General features: G+C 67.3%; 11 protein-coding genes and 3 pseudogenes. 7 read left to right on the top strand and 7 right to left on the bottom strand.

Annotation, left to right across the window (positions count from 1 at the left end):
• Positions 1 to 133: 133 nt before the first annotated feature.
• Both OH809_RS38305 and OH809_RS38300 read left to right on the top strand, forming a co-directional pair.
• Positions 134 to 2,308 (top strand): DUF3289 family protein, encoded by a 2,175-nt coding sequence (locus OH809_RS38305; RefSeq protein WP_406416582.1) that lies wholly within the window; start codon positions 134 to 136, stop codon positions 2,306 to 2,308.
• Positions 2,309 to 2,321: 13 nt separating this feature from the next.
• Positions 2,322 to 2,894 carry a hypothetical protein gene (locus tag OH809_RS38300; RefSeq protein ID WP_223124638.1) on the top strand — a complete coding sequence of 191 codons (573 nt, stop codon included), beginning with the start codon at positions 2,322 to 2,324 and terminating at the stop codon, positions 2,892 to 2,894.
• Positions 2,895 to 2,973: 79 nt separating this feature from the next.
• Here the strand turns inward: OH809_RS38300 and OH809_RS38295 are convergent, their stop codons facing one another.
• Both OH809_RS38295 and OH809_RS38290 read right to left on the bottom strand, forming a co-directional pair.
• Positions 2,974 to 3,171 carry a hypothetical protein gene (locus tag OH809_RS38295; RefSeq protein ID WP_406416584.1) on the bottom strand — a complete coding sequence of 66 codons (198 nt, stop codon included), beginning with the start codon at positions 3,169 to 3,171 and terminating at the stop codon, positions 2,974 to 2,976.
• A gap of 120 nt (positions 3,172 to 3,291) precedes the next feature.
• Positions 3,292 to 4,389 (bottom strand): integrase core domain-containing protein, encoded by a 1,098-nt coding sequence (locus OH809_RS38290; protein WP_406516125.1) that lies wholly within the window; start codon positions 4,387 to 4,389, stop codon positions 3,292 to 3,294.
• 669 nt (positions 4,390 to 5,058) lie between these two features.
• Here OH809_RS38290 and OH809_RS38285 point away from each other — a divergent pair.
• The 3 genes and pseudogenes from OH809_RS38285 to OH809_RS38275 form a co-directional block, all read left to right on the top strand.
• Positions 5,059 to 5,415 (top strand): hypothetical protein, encoded by a 357-nt coding sequence (locus tag OH809_RS38285; protein ID WP_406416587.1) that lies wholly within the window; start codon positions 5,059 to 5,061, stop codon positions 5,413 to 5,415.
• 549 nt (positions 5,416 to 5,964) lie between these two features.
• Entirely contained in the window at positions 5,965 to 6,882 is a 918-nt protein-coding gene (locus OH809_RS38280) for an NADP-dependent oxidoreductase (RefSeq protein ID WP_406516124.1), read from the top strand.
• Between the two features lie 19 nt (positions 6,883 to 6,901).
• Positions 6,902 to 7,354, top strand: a pseudogene (locus tag OH809_RS38275) (transposase); the annotation flags it as partial.
• Here OH809_RS38275 and OH809_RS38270 read toward each other — a convergent pair.
• The 3 genes and pseudogenes from OH809_RS38270 to OH809_RS38260 all read right to left on the bottom strand — a co-directional run.
• Positions 7,352 to 7,594: pseudogene (locus OH809_RS38270) on the bottom strand (transposase); the annotation flags it as partial. The pseudogenes OH809_RS38275 and OH809_RS38270 overlap by 3 nt on opposite strands.
• Positions 7,595 to 7,701: 107 nt before the next feature.
• Entirely contained in the window at positions 7,702 to 10,062 is a 2,361-nt protein-coding gene (locus OH809_RS38265; protein ID WP_406516123.1) for a family 20 glycosylhydrolase, read from the bottom strand.
• Positions 10,063 to 10,184: 122 nt separating this feature from the next.
• Positions 10,185 to 10,319, bottom strand: a complete 135-nt coding sequence (locus tag OH809_RS38260) for a hypothetical protein (RefSeq protein WP_406416593.1) — start codon at positions 10,317 to 10,319, stop codon at positions 10,185 to 10,187.
• 346 nt (positions 10,320 to 10,665) lie between these two features.
• Here OH809_RS38260 and OH809_RS38255 point away from each other — a divergent pair, with 346 nt between their 5' ends.
• Together OH809_RS38255 and OH809_RS38250 are read left to right on the top strand one after the other, a co-directional pair.
• Positions 10,666 to 10,878: a hypothetical protein gene (locus OH809_RS38255; protein ID WP_406416595.1), complete on the top strand. Its 213-nt coding sequence runs from the start codon at positions 10,666 to 10,668 to the stop codon at positions 10,876 to 10,878.
• 126 nt (positions 10,879 to 11,004) lie between these two features.
• A pseudogene (locus OH809_RS38250) lies at positions 11,005 to 11,970 on the top strand (IS256 family transposase); the annotation flags it as partial.
• Between the two features lie 104 nt (positions 11,971 to 12,074).
• Here the strand turns inward: OH809_RS38250 and OH809_RS38245 are convergent.
• Together OH809_RS38245 and OH809_RS38240 are read right to left on the bottom strand one after the other, a co-directional pair.
• Positions 12,075 to 13,007, bottom strand: coding sequence for a sugar phosphate isomerase/epimerase family protein (locus OH809_RS38245; protein ID WP_406416596.1), 933 nt, complete (start codon positions 13,005 to 13,007; stop codon positions 12,075 to 12,077).
• Between the two features lie 335 nt (positions 13,008 to 13,342).
• The gene (locus tag OH809_RS38240; protein ID WP_406416598.1) at positions 13,343 to 13,636 is read right to left on the bottom strand and encodes a hypothetical protein; all 294 of its coding nucleotides are present in this window, start codon (positions 13,634 to 13,636) and stop codon (positions 13,343 to 13,345) included.
• Between the last annotated feature and the right edge of the window lie 27 nt (positions 13,637 to 13,663).

Genomic DNA, 13,663 nt, shown 5'->3' with positions numbered 1-13,663 from the left:
GCCTCCATCACACCTTGGGAACCATCCCCCACGCATGCTAGCTTCCCCGTTTGATTCCGAACTGCCATGACACAACGGCAGCTTCGAGACAACAAGCATGTCTTCAGACATGGCTTCAGACATGGGAGGCCCCATGAACAGAAGCGCCGCCGTGCCCCTCGGCGCGGCCTTACTCCTTCTCCTCGGCACGGCCGTGCCCGCCGCCGCGGGAACCCCCGGCGACGGCGCGGCCACCGACGGGGCGACGCTCTACCGCGACAACACGGTCGACGTCTCCTACCGCCAGGTCGCCCCCGGCGACGCGGCGTGGAGCCAGGTCCCGGCCGCCCTCCGCGGCAGAGCGACGGAGGGCTCGTACGTCGCCCGGCTCCAGCTCGAGAACGTCTCCGATCACCCCGTCTCCAAATGGTCGCTGACCTTCGAGCTCTCTGACCGCATCACGGACACCTCCGCCGCGAAGCTCGCCGCCCCCCAGGACGCGCGCACGACGCTCCAGGGCGTCGGCCCCACGAACACCCTCCAGCCGGGCAGGACCGAGACCGTCTGGTACCGCGCCGAGCCCGGCGCCAAGGCCGATACCCCGACCTGGGCGTCCTTCGCCAAGCACGGCATCTCGCCGACGGAGGACACCGACGGCGACCGCCTCCCCGACGACCTGGAGGTGCGCGCCAAGCTCGACCCCAAGTCCGAGGACACCGACGGCGACGGCCTCTCCGACTTCGCCGAGCTCGGCTACCGCTTCAGCAGCCCGCTCAAGGCCGACACCGACGGCGACGGCACCAAGGACGGCGCCGAGGACCCCGACAAGGACGGCCTCACGACCGCCCGCGAGCTCAAGCTCCGCACCACGCCCACCCGCGCCGACACCGACCAGGACGGCCTCTCGGACGCCCGCGAGCTGAAGCTCCGCACGGAGCCCACCAAGGCCGACACCGACGGCGACGGCGTCCAGGACGGCGAGGAGACGAGGCTCAACGCCTCCCCCCGCGCTAAGAACTCCGCCTTCGACGTGACCCGCCGCGCGGACGGCGGCGCCACCGCCGCCGAGGCCACGCTCAAAGGCCTGCGCGCCAAGCAGGTCGGCGGCTTCCAGGTCACCAGGCTCCCTGCCAAGCAGCGGGAGTTCCCGGAGTCCACTCCGGGCTACCTCGGCAACGGCTTCCAGGTCTCCGCCCCCGCGGACGGCGCCGCAAGGCTCACCTTCCGCCTCGACCCCGACCGTACGGAGGGCACCGCACCGGCCCTCTACCGCTACGACGAGAAGGCCCGCCACCTCGTCAAGCAGTCGGGCCAGCAGCGCAGCGGCAGCACGATCACGGCCACCGCCACGGCCGACAGCTCCGCCAAGTACGTCGTCCTCGACAGCCACGCCTTCGACAAGGCAGGCCCCAAGGCCCCTGGCAAGCGAATCCTCTCCGACGGCCCCGGCGACGGCGGAGACCCGGGTGACCCGGGCGACCCGCCCCCGACCGACATGCTGATCCACCAGTCGTCCTTCCGCGAGGGCCGCCGCAAGGCCCCCGACCCCCAGCACCCGCCCGTCCCGGCCGACCCGCGCGTCGCCGACGACCTCACCTTCAACGACTACAACTTCGACGAACTCACCGACCTCGGCTGGGAGTTCTGGGTCGCCCGCATCACGCCCGAGTCCTGGATGTGGGCCGAGTTCAACGACATCATGAACTTCGGCAAGCTCGGCGCCGACGCCGACTACGCCCAGTCCGTCGACGACCTCCGCAACGCCTTCCGCTACGGCCGCGGCGGCCAGAGCGCGGGCACGGTCACCGTCGACGACAACTTCGACCCCGGCCGCTACCTCTACCGCGGCTCCGGCACGGCCCTCTCCCGCGCCGTCGGCGCCTCACCACAGGAGAAGACGTACACCGACAAGGCCAGCCAGATCATCAAGCAGTCCCTCATCGACAACAAGGGCCGCACCGATCAGCTCAAGGTCCAGGAGGACCTCTCCAAGAACTTCCTCTTCCAGGAGTTCCTCCGCCAGGACGTGAAGTACCCGGTGTACGACTTCTCGCTCTGGGACGCCAACCAGCGCGCCCTCTCCATCGCGATCCACCAGTTCCACGGCCACACGATCGCGCTGAAGGACTACAAGGTCGAGGGCAACTCCTTCTCCGGCAAGCTCGTCTTCCACTCCTACGACCACTTCGGTCTCGACCCGGACGACGAGATCACGGAGTACGGCTTCATCGACTGGTTTACGCTCCAGCACTATGACCGGTTCGACGGGAAGTACCCCCCGCCGATCGCGCAGGCGGACATCGAGATCCCCATCAGCGGCACGTTCTGACCTCGCCGACCTGATGCCCCACAGGCGCTCGCCGGGCCGGGTCCTGGTCGTCACGCTGCTCGTCGTGACGGCCGGGTACCTGGCCTGGCGGGTCGCCGTCCTCGCGGGCCTGGAGGCCCACTTCGGCAGCGGCTTCGACGAGCAGCGCTTCAACCGGCTGCAGCAGGAGTACGACCGCCGCGAGGACGCCTTCGCCCGGGCCGACGCCCGGATGCGGAAGCTGATCGCGGAACACCCCCGCGCCGAACGCATCGACTGGAGCCGGTACCGGACCTGCGTCCGCGAGCCCGGCCGCCCCTCCGACACGTGCACGACGACGCCCCCGCGCGACCAGAAGGTGTACGACGCCCTCTGGGGCGTCAGCGTGATCCTCTACCAGCCCAAGGACGAGGGCCGCACGTTCTACCGCTTCTACCACGAGGACCCCCCGCGCTACACGATCATGCGCGCCCCCGAGGACACCGCGGAGGAGGCCGAGGAGTACGCGGACGCCCACGGCTTCCGCTCCACCCGCCCCCTCGGGCCCGGCTGGACGATCCTCGGCCCGATCGACGACATCGGCCGCGAGGAGAAGCAGTTCCCGTAGGAGGGCTCGCGGAACGCTTCGCCGGGAAGCAGCAGGGAAGCAGCAGGCACGAGAGGAGACCCCCACCCCCGTGAACACGTTACTGATCACCGCCGTCCGTGTCATCGCAGGCCCCGCGGACCGGGTGACCGCCGACGGCGCCGTGCTCGTCGACGAGAGCACCGGCGCCGTATCCGCCGTCGGCCCCGCCGCCGAGCTGGACGCGACGGTGGACCCCCAAGTGCCCCGCCTGCGCTGCCCGGGCGCGACGGTGCTGCCCGGCATGACGGACTGCCACGTCCACCTCGCCTTCGACTCCGGCCCCGACCCCATCGGCACGACGGCGCAGGCCACCCCGGCAGAGCTCTCCGCAGGCATGGCGGAACGCTGCCCTTGCCGAAAACGTCATCCATTGAGGTCATGCGGCATGTCGGTACTCGTGGAGAATGCCGCCGAGGCGATCACGGCGGCGTATGTCGAGGCGGGCGATCTCGTCCGGATCAGTGATCGGCGTGGGCAATGGATACAGCGGGCGGGCATTCGCGATGCCCTGATGCGGCCGATGGGAGTTGTAGAACTGTTCGAACGCGCGCAAGGCGTGGAGCAGATGCCGCTGATTCCAGATCAACGTGCGGTCCAGCAGCTCGCGCCGGCAGGTCTGCACCCACCTCTCCATAATCGAGTTCATTCTCGGCATCCGGACGCCGCTGAGCACAACCTCAATGCCCGCATCGGCGAGGATCGCGTCGAACAAGGCGGGGAACTTCCCGTCCCGGTCCCGGATCAGGAACCGCGCCCGGCAGCGTGCGTCCTCCAGGTCCATGACGAGATTCTTCGCGGCCTGCACCACCCAGGCGGCGGTCGGGTGGGCCGTGGCGCCCAGAATCCGGATCCGCCGACTGCCGTGCTCGATCACTGCGAGCACGTACATCCGTGCCCCGGACAAGGTGACCGTCTCGAAGAAATCGCACGCCGGCAGGGCGTCGGCCTGCGAGCGCAGGAAATCCGCCCACGTACTTGAGCCCCGTTGGGGCGACGGATCGATCCCGGCCTCCCGCAGGATCTCCCAGACCGTGGAGGGGGCCACCGTCACGCCCAGCACCAGCAGCTCGCCGTGGAGGCGCCGGTAGCCCCACGTGGGATTTTCCCGTGCCATGCGCAGCACCACGGCGCGGATGGAGCGCACGGTGCGGGGCCGACCCGGGCGCTTCGGCTTGGACTCGGCGGCGTGGCGGCGGGCGACCAGGTCGCGATGCCAACGTAGCACCGTGTCCGGCCGGACCAGCAGCCGCAGCCTGCGCAGCACGTCCCGCGGCAGCCGGTGCAGCAGCGCCGCCAGGAACGCCCGGTCGCTCGGGCTGAACCGCACCTTCTCCATACCGAGTTGGCGCTCCAGCACCGACACTTGGTGGCGCAGGGCGAGGATCTCCACGTCCTTGTCCCGATCGCTCATCGGTAGCAGGCGCAGCATGGCGAACGCGTTCGCCATGCCCAAGTAGGCCAGTCGCAGCAGCACGGTTGGTCATCATGCCGCGTTGATCGATAGCCGCGCGACGGCGCAGACTCGACCGACCGCGCTCGACATCCCGTAAACCCCGCACACCAGCTCCGACCAGGGCGGATGAGGTTATCGGCAAGCACAACGTCACCGAGAACATCGGCCTGACTACCGCGGCTTAAACGGGCACCGAAACCACACCTCAGCACGCCCCGAAGCCCCATCGACCGGTCACCGCGCCATCAACGTGACAACGCCCAACACCGAGTTCCTGCTGCAGTGTTGACTTACCGGGCAAAGGTGATCACCATACGCTAGTGACCAGCATCATCCTGCGATGACACAGGGCCATCATGGCAGTTGAACCACGACACGATGTGCGTCGGCTGCGTGTGCGTCTGCGCGGCTACCTCCTCGCCGTGCTGATCAGCGCTGGGTGGGCGGTCATAGGTCACTGGTGGGTGGCTGAACCGTGGTCAGCGAGCATAGAAACCATGCTCTTCTTACTTGCGGCGGCCGTGCTCTACAGCGAGATCCGCGCCTGGCGACTCCGTCGCATCCACCGTATGCCCGATTGAGCGGAAATCAACGGGTAGCAGCAGTGAGTGTCTAAGCCTCGATCCACCGACGTGCTCTGAAGATGCTCTCTTGATCATTGTGTGAACTGGTTTCGATCGGTGGTCGTTGATGGGCAGGTGGTATCTACTGGTCTGCCCAGCTTTTGCCGCTGGTGCCATCCTCCTGCTCTTCGGACAGCACCTCACCCGAATCGCCGCGCTGGCCTCCAGCACGCTCACCGTCGTGGACGGCACCGCCTTCATCACCTTTCACCGCACCCCCATCCCCTTGCCCAACACTCTCGCCCAGCTCTTGACCGAGCTCACCCAGTGCCCCGCACCCACCGGCTGGAGCGCGAACACGTCATCGTGCTGGCTGTTCCCCGGCCGTGTGCCCGAGAAGGTCGTGCACCACGACGACGGAAGCGTGACCCTCAGCGGCGGGGCGAGACCCTCACCCTGCCCGCCCAGCACGTCGAGAAGCTGACCCAGATGTTCCGGACCGAGGTCACCGTGGACGAGGTGAAGGCCATCGCCGCGGAAGCCGAGCGGTATGGGATGGAACCACTGCTCGCGGCCACCGCCACCGCACAGCCGACAGTGAGCCGGCAAGCGGTGAGCGCGGCTTCGTTGCGCGGTGCGGTCATGGCGGGATCACCGAAAGTCGGGACCGTCGGCCGGACCGGCGGCTTCCGAAGCGGCAGGAGCAACCGGCCTAACGCCGTGCGATCAAGCCGAGGAGCAGTGACCATGCCAGTGTGCACACGCGACTTGACCAGCATCGACCGGAACCGGATGACAGTTGCCCCCTCCAACCGACACGAACAACGCGATCACCGACTCTTCCGCGATGGGCGGAGCAGATGCGGCAGTGGTGCGCCTGTGCCGGGGAAGCGGTGAGCCGGTTCAAAGCAGCGCTTGACAACGATGTCTTCGCTCCACACCTGTGCCGCGGGGTAAGACGCCGACTGACACCACTAACACTCATGAACCGTAGGCGCCGTGCCGGCGAGGACTGATACAGAGAGGTGTCCAAATGAAAGCGATCGTGGTGACGGACCAGGCCGCAGGAACGGCCGGGATGACGCTGACGGAGCGGCCCGAGCCGGAGCCGGCGATAAACGATGTCGTCGTTCAGATTCATGCGTCGGGATTCGTCCCGACCGAGATGGCGTGGCCCTCGACCTGGACCGATCGCCTCGACCGCGACCGAACACCGTCGATCCCCGGACATGAGCTGGCCGGAGTGGTCACCGCCCTCGGCTACGGCACGACGGGTCTCTCGGTGGGACAGCGCGTGTTCGGCCTCACCGACTGGCATCGCGACGGCACCCTCGCCGAGCACGCGCCCGTCGAGGCACGCAACCTCGCGCCGCTGCCGGGCGACGTCGACTTCACCGTGGGCGCGAGCCTGCCGATCTCAGGCCTCACCGCGTGGCAGGGACTGTTCCAGCACGGCCACCTCCAGGCGGGGCAGAGCGTCCTCGCGCACGGCGCGGCCGGCGCAGTCGGGACGATGGTGACGCAGCTCGCACGAGAGGCCGGCGCCTACGTCATCGGCACCGGACGTGCCGCCGACCGTCACAAGGCACTCGACTTCGGCGCAATGGAGTTCGTCGACCTCGACAACAACACCCTCGAAGACGTCGGCGAAGTCGACCTGGTCTTCGACGTCATCGGCGGAGACATCCAGAAGCGATCCGCAGGCCTGATCCGGGCTGGAGGAACACTGGTAACCGTCGTTGGGCCGCCCGAGGCGCGGCCCGCCCACGGCCTGGCGATCGACTTCGTTGTCGAGTCCGATCGTGCCCAACTGGGTGAGATCGTCCAGCGGGTGCGGGACGGACGACTGCGCACGAACATCGGCAACGTCGCGACCCTCGACGATGCCGTCACCGCCCTCAACCCGACCGAGCGACTCCAGGGGAAGACGATCATCCGCGTTCGTCCGTGAGGACCCTGTAGGTGCCGAGGAGACCGGCGAGCACAGGCGGTTCTCCTCGAAGATCCTGCCGCCGTGGTGCCGTAAGTCGCCGAAGGTCTCCGAGGTGCTGCCGCTGCTCTACCTGCACGGACTGTCATCCGGAGACTTCGTGCCCGCGCTGGAGCAGTTCCTCGGCTCTGCTGCTGGCCTTTCACCCGCGACGGTGACCCGGCTGACCAGGCAGTGGAGCGACGACCACGCCGCCTTCCAAGACCGGGACCTGTCGGACCGCGACTACGTCTACGTGTGGGCCGACGGTGTGCACCCCAAGGTCCGGCTCGGCCAGGCGCACTCGTGCGTGCTGGTCCTGCTCGGGGTGCGCATGGACGGCACCAAGGAACTGATCGCGCTCGCGGAGAGACTGCGCGAATCCACCGAGTCGTGGGCCGACCTGCTGCGCGACTGCCGCCGCCGCGGCATGCGCGACCCCGAGCTGACCCTCAGGCTGCCCGCCCCGTCCCTCCAGCCAGGCCGGGGTGGGCAACAACGGCCGCACCACTGCCCATTCCGCGTCCGACATGTCCGACGGGTAGCAGCGTTCCCTCTCCGGATGATCGGCCGCGTTGCCGTACACGTGCGCGAGGCAATCGCACGACACAGCGGACGAGTTGAAATCAACGGGCGCGGGCGCGTACAACAGCGACAACAGGGCCTCCCGGCACTGCTCGGTTCGGATTCGCATCCCCGAGCTACCGAGAGGCCCTGCCCTCATGCGCGTACAGCCGGAAGATCACCCGACCAGGAACCCTGTTCGATCTGCACGTTCCATGATCGGTACAACAACGGCTGCTAAACCTTGGTGAAGGTCCAGGACTGGAGCGGCGCGGCCATGATGCCCAGGGAGATGACCTTGGCGCCATTGGTGGCCGACTCCGCGGTGATCGCCTGGGCGCTGGCCGTCGTCGCCACCAGTGAGTAGCCGGTGGTGGCGGTCTGCCAGAGCGACCAGCGCTGGGCGGCGGTCGACGTGCAGGCGGTCTGGATGATCGCCTGACCCCCGGTGTTCGAGTTGGTGGAGATGGCGACGCAGAGTCCGCTGTAGACGCTCTTGAGTGTGTAGGTGTTGTCCGGGTTGGCGGTGATGACGAACTTCTGGTTATCGCCGGAGTGCGGGCTGTCCACGGTGAGCTGGGTGCCGTCGGTATTGGTCAGGGGGATGTCCATGGCTTTGCCGCCGGTCTTGAGCTGGTAGGTGGCTCCGGACTGGATGACCGGTGCGTAGACCTCGAACTCGTGCAGCGAGTAGCCGTAGCCGGTGGCGCGGGCGGTGCCCTGCATGCGGACGTAGCGGCCGGTGCCCGTGAGCCCGGTCAGGTCGTCGATGCCGCCGTCACCCGTGGTGGTCGTGTAGACCGTCGTCCACGTGGTGGCGTCGTTGGAGACCTGGATCTGGTAGCCCTTGCCGTACGCGTTCCCCCAGTGCAGCTTCACCTGACTGACCGGCTTGGGGATGCCGAGGTCGATGGTGATCGACTGGTTGTCGCTGTAGCGGCTGGACCAGCGAGTGGTGTAGTTGCTGTCCACTGCGTTCGCGCCCGCGACGCTTCTGGCCTCGGTGCTGGAAACGGTCACGGGCCGGCCTGCGGCGACGTTGCCCTGCTGGGCGTCGGTCGGCCAGGCCGGGTTGCGGCCGATGGTGTTGATCGTCGTGGTGAAGTTCGACCACGGGGTCACCAGCTTGGGTGAACCCCAGGTCTGCTGGGCCACCATGCGCAGGCCGTTCTTGATGTCATTGGCGACGCGTTCCTGGGTGGCGGTGTCGCGGTCGCACCAGACGTGGAGCTTGGTGCCGAGGTTCTTGGACTTCGAGGTGTCGCTGATGGTCTGGTTGCCCTGGAACAGGTCGGGGTTCCAGGTGTCATAGCCCCATTGGCTGTCCGGTCCGCTTGGTCCACCCGAGCCGAGAACGTAGTAGGTCGGGCTCCAGCTGTCGTTGGAGATCAGGTGCCCGTTGTCGATGTGCGCCTGCGGTGAGAGACCGAGGTTGTACCAGAACTCGAGGATGATGTTGGGGTTGACCGTAACGGCGGTGCCGCCGCCCACTCCGTCATTCCACGCGCGGGTGGTCTTGCCCTCGGCGCGGATGATGTCGTTGGCCCAGTTAATGAAGCCGAGGTAGACGTCCTTGCCGGTGGCGTTGGCGCCGTAGGTGTCCTGGGCGTACTGCTCCAGCTGCGGGTACTGGCTGTAGCTGCCGACTCTGTACTCGTCGGCGCCGATGTGGAAGTACGGGCCGGGGAACAGCGCCAAGTACTCCTTGTAGAGGTCCTTGAGCAGCGTGTAGGTCCCGGGCTTGCTCAGGTCGATGAACTCCGACTGCTGAGTGCCGGTGCTGGTGACCAGCCGCAGTTCGGGGTGGACGTTCAGGACCTGGCGCAGATGCCCGGGTGCATCGATCTCCGGGACAACGGTGATCTTGTACTTGGCGGCCAGTGCGATGATGTCCTTGACCTCTTGTTTGGTGAGGTGCTCGTAGGACACGATCTCCGGGTGCGAGGTGCTTTCGATCCGGAAGCCCTGATTGTCGGACAGATGCAGGTGGAAGTAGTTCATTTTGAGGTAGGCGAGTTCCTTCACGTGGTCTTTGAGCCACTGCGGGGTGAAGTACTTTCGCCCGATGTCCACCATGAGTCCGCGCTCGGGCTTGAGCGCCCAGTCCCGGGCCGTGCCCTGCGGGATCGACGTGCTCTGCTTGAGCAGTTGCAGGATCGTCCGGGTGCCATAGAAGGCGCCGCGGTCGTCCCGGGCGGTGATGGTGATCTTGTCGGTGACCGAGAGGGCGTAGCCCTCGGTGCCGAGGGCGGTGTCGGTGGAGCCGAGGGACAGGAAGATGTCGCCGGCCCGCAGGCTGGCGGTGGTGCCGATCACCTGGGTGACGGGGTAGCCGTTCAGCTCCCGCAGGTCGTCGGCGAAGACCTGGCTGGTGGTCGCCAGCGCCCTCGCGTTCGCGGCGGCGCGGACGATCCTGGTGGCGCTGGAGTAGGTGAACGACCCGGTGCCGCCGGTCCACTCCTGCAGCGCGGGAATCGTCTGGGGCTTGGGGTTGGGCGTGGTCTGCGCGCTTGCCGGGACGGTTGCCACCGAGACGGTGGCGGCCAGCCCGATGAGAACGGCGAGCACGCTGCGGAAAAGCGACAGTAAGGGCTTCATCTCGGTTCCTTCGCAGGGGTGATCAGGCCACGTGGGACGGCGGATTGGAATCGTGTCGTGTCCGGGACACCCATCGCCGGACAGAACAGCCACCGCGGATCCGGTCGGGATCCGCGGTGTCTTTACTGGGCCGGGATCGTCTGGGGCTTGGGATTCGGGGCGGTCTGCGCGGTCGTCGGGTTGGCCGCCATCACGATGGTGGCCAACCCGACGGCCACGGCGAGCGCGCCAAGGAAGAGCAACCGCAGGGGCCTCATCGTGTTCCTCGATTGAGCTGGCGGATACAGGGTCGCGGTTGGGAAATTGGTCTAAACCACCGGTAGTTCAGCGGGTGATGGGGGCGGTGTCAAGAGGGTTGGTCAATTCGGCGAGCAAACGACATGGTCTGCGCCTCAGTCTGGTCCGTGACGGGCCGCTGGTTCGCGACCTGCGGGCGGAGGAGCCCATACCTACCGTGGTGAAGTTTCCGAACGACTCACCACGGCCGCTGAGTTACAGACCGGCAGAGCTCCGGTGCTCTGAGCCCCTGAGTCAGGGGTCTATCAGGAATCAGGCTCTACGAAAATCTTGTCAGAGCCAGGTATCAGGTGTAGTTCGTCGGGCATGACCTTCATAACGCCGGGTGTGGCCGCTGCCGGCATCAAGGCCACGGGCAGCGTGGCCAGCGCTCTGACCGGACGGTACCGGCCCACGGGCGTGCCCCGGCTGGGCAGCAACGAGGACCGGGCGCAGGCCTACCGGCGGTTGCTGGACGCTTCCGCCCGCCCTTTCGGCTACGCCTACCAGTTGGGGGTGTTCACTCCTATGTGTAAGTGATGGTCTTGCTGGGTGCTGGTCGGGCCCGTCCTGACCTGGAGTTTGTGACACACAGTGAGTGATTTGATGAACGAGATCAGCCCGCAGGCCGCGCCCATGGGCAGCCGTGAGGAGGCCGCCCGACGCCTGGCGGGCGCACTGTCGCCTGCGGCGATCGACCGGATGCTGGCGGACGCGGAGGAGGCCGGGGTCGGCATCGACGGGGCCGGCGGGCTGCTGCAGCAGATGATGATGATGATGATGATGATGATGATGATGAAGGCGGTCCTGGAGCGGGCTCTGCAGGTCGAGATGGCCGACCACCTGGGCTACGAGGCCGGCGACCCGGCCGGTCGGGGCAGCGGGAACTCCCGCAACGGCAGCTTCCCCAAGACACTCACCACGACGGCGGGGCCGGTCACGGTGGACGTGCCCAGGGACCGCAAGGCCGCCTTCGAGCCGGTCATCGTGCCCAAGGGGCGACGGCGCCTGGCCCAGGTCGACGACATGATCCTGTCCCTCTACGCCCGCGGCATGACCACCCGCGACATCACCGCGCATCTGAAGGAGGTCTACGGCTCCGAGGTCTCCCCGGCCCTGGTCTCCAAGATCACTGATGTGGTGGCCGACGAGATAACCGCCTCGCAGAACAGGCCAGTTGACGAGGTCTATCCCATCCTCTACATCGACGCACTCAGCGTGAAGGTCCGCGACGGCGGCATGGTCACCAACAAGTCCGCCCACCTGGTCATCGGCGTCGACGTCGACGGCATCAAGAACGTCCTGGGCATCTGGATCCAGGACACCGAAGGCTCGAAGTTCTGGCTGAACGTGCTCACCCAGCTGAAGAACCGCGGCCTGCGCGATGCGCTGATCGTGTGCTGCGACGGCCTGACCGGCCTGCCCGAGGCCATCAACACCGTCTGGGACAAAGCCCTGGTCCAGACCTGCGTGACCCACCTGATCCGGGCGTCGATGAAGTACGTCTCCTACAGCGACCGCAAGAAGGTCGCCGCCGCCCTCAAACCCATCTACACGGCCGCAACCGAGTCCGAGACACTGTCCGCCCTGGACGAGCTGAGGGCGAACTACAGGACGCCAACGCCCTCATCGCCCTCGCCATACTCAGCCTCGGCGGCCACCGCCCCCAACTACCAGGCCGTCACACCGCATAACCCCACCCACGGAAGCGACCGAAGAGCCCTTTGTTAGGACATCTAAGCGACCCCGCCGGGGCCATGGCCGTTGCCCGGAGGGCCTACGCGGATCGTGCGGAAGTAGTCGTAGGACACGTGGGCGGTGCGGACCGGGTGGGGCTGCTGGTCCCTCTCGATGATGTAGTGGTGATGGGGCAGTTGCCGCAGGTTGGCGAAGATCCCCGCGAAGTCGATCTCGCCCTCTCCCAGGTCGGTCTCGACGTCGTTCCACGGTGCGCCGTCCTTGACGTGGAGCATCGGGAACCGCTTCTCGTACGACCTGAGGTAGGGGGCCGGGTCCGCACCTGCCCGCAGGATCCAGTAGAGGTCCATCTCGAACCAGACCAGATCCGGGTCGGTCTCCTCCAGCCACACGTCGAAGAGAGTCTGCCCAGACTGCGGATCCGCGTGGAACTCGTTGTCGTGCAGGTGGGCATACCAGCGCAGCCCCCGGGCTCGGGCGGCCTCGCCCCACTGGTTCATCTCCCGCGCCATCGCGCGGTAGGCCTGGGCGGTCTGGGCGCCGTCCATGTAGGAGACGCCGACGTACTCCTGTCCAAGCGCCACCGCGTTGTCGAAGGTCTGCTGCGCCCGGGCGCCCCGGAAGTCGCCGGGGTTGTGGTGACTGCCGATCAGCCGCAGTCCGTTCGCATCGGCGATCCTGCGGAACTGCTCGGCGGTGCGCCCGCCGTAGGTGTAGGCAGGCTCGATCTCGGCGTAGCCCGCGTCGGCGATCATCTCGAGTGTGCCCTCGGGATCGACGGCGAGCATGTCGCGCACCGAGTAGAGCTGGAGACCGATGCGGCCTGCCGGAACCCGTCTGCCCGCGTCTCCGGGGGCCGGGGCTGCCAGCGACGGCCAGGCCTGCGATCCAGCGGCCAGAACGGCGGCGGAGACCGCTGCTCCACGGAGGAATTGACGGCGACTGCGTGACTTTCCTTGAGCGGAGTCCATCTTTGTCCCTCTCTCGGCGAAAGTTGAGAGGATGCTATGGACACATCAACTGCTCGCACAAGGTCTTTGACCTCGATCGCTCCAGCCATCAAGGTCACCCATTCGACCCCGGAACCCCCGTTCCACCCTCAGGAAGCCTCATTGCGGACCGTTGAATTGCTCAGCCGTAGAACGGAAGTTCAGCGAAAGCCGGGCTCGGCATCCGGTCGGCGGAGGTACCTGAGCCGAGCGGCCGCCAGGCCGAGCGGCGGAACCCACCACCGGCCCCGGCCACGCTTCCTTGAGGTTGTCCGTCACGGCCGGCACCGCCCGAGACGCAGCAACGCTGCTGCCGCCTACGGTCCGCAGCCGGCCCGCGAGGCCAGATGCTGGTCCATCTCGGCCTCCAGCGCGGCCTGCATCAGGTGCTGGGCCAGCTCGGGCAGGATCCCGCCCTCGCCCATCAGCCGCAGCCCGCCCTCGGCGGTCCGCTCCACCGCGAGCGCGGCCAGCTCCTCCAGCAACTCAGCGGACAGAACGTTCACGGATACCGGCATCGACTTCACGTCGGCACCCTGGGCGCTCTCACCAGCCTCGGCAAGCGACACGCCCCCAGCAGACTCGATCAGGTGACCAGTACTCGTACTCATCAGGTGACTCCTTCGTGGAGGGCCCAC

It is taken from the genome of Streptomyces sp. NBC_00873, assembly GCF_045207415.1.
Classification (GTDB): domain Bacteria; phylum Actinomycetota; class Actinomycetes; order Streptomycetales; family Streptomycetaceae; genus Streptomyces.
This window is presented reverse-complemented; position numbering and strand designations above follow the sequence as displayed.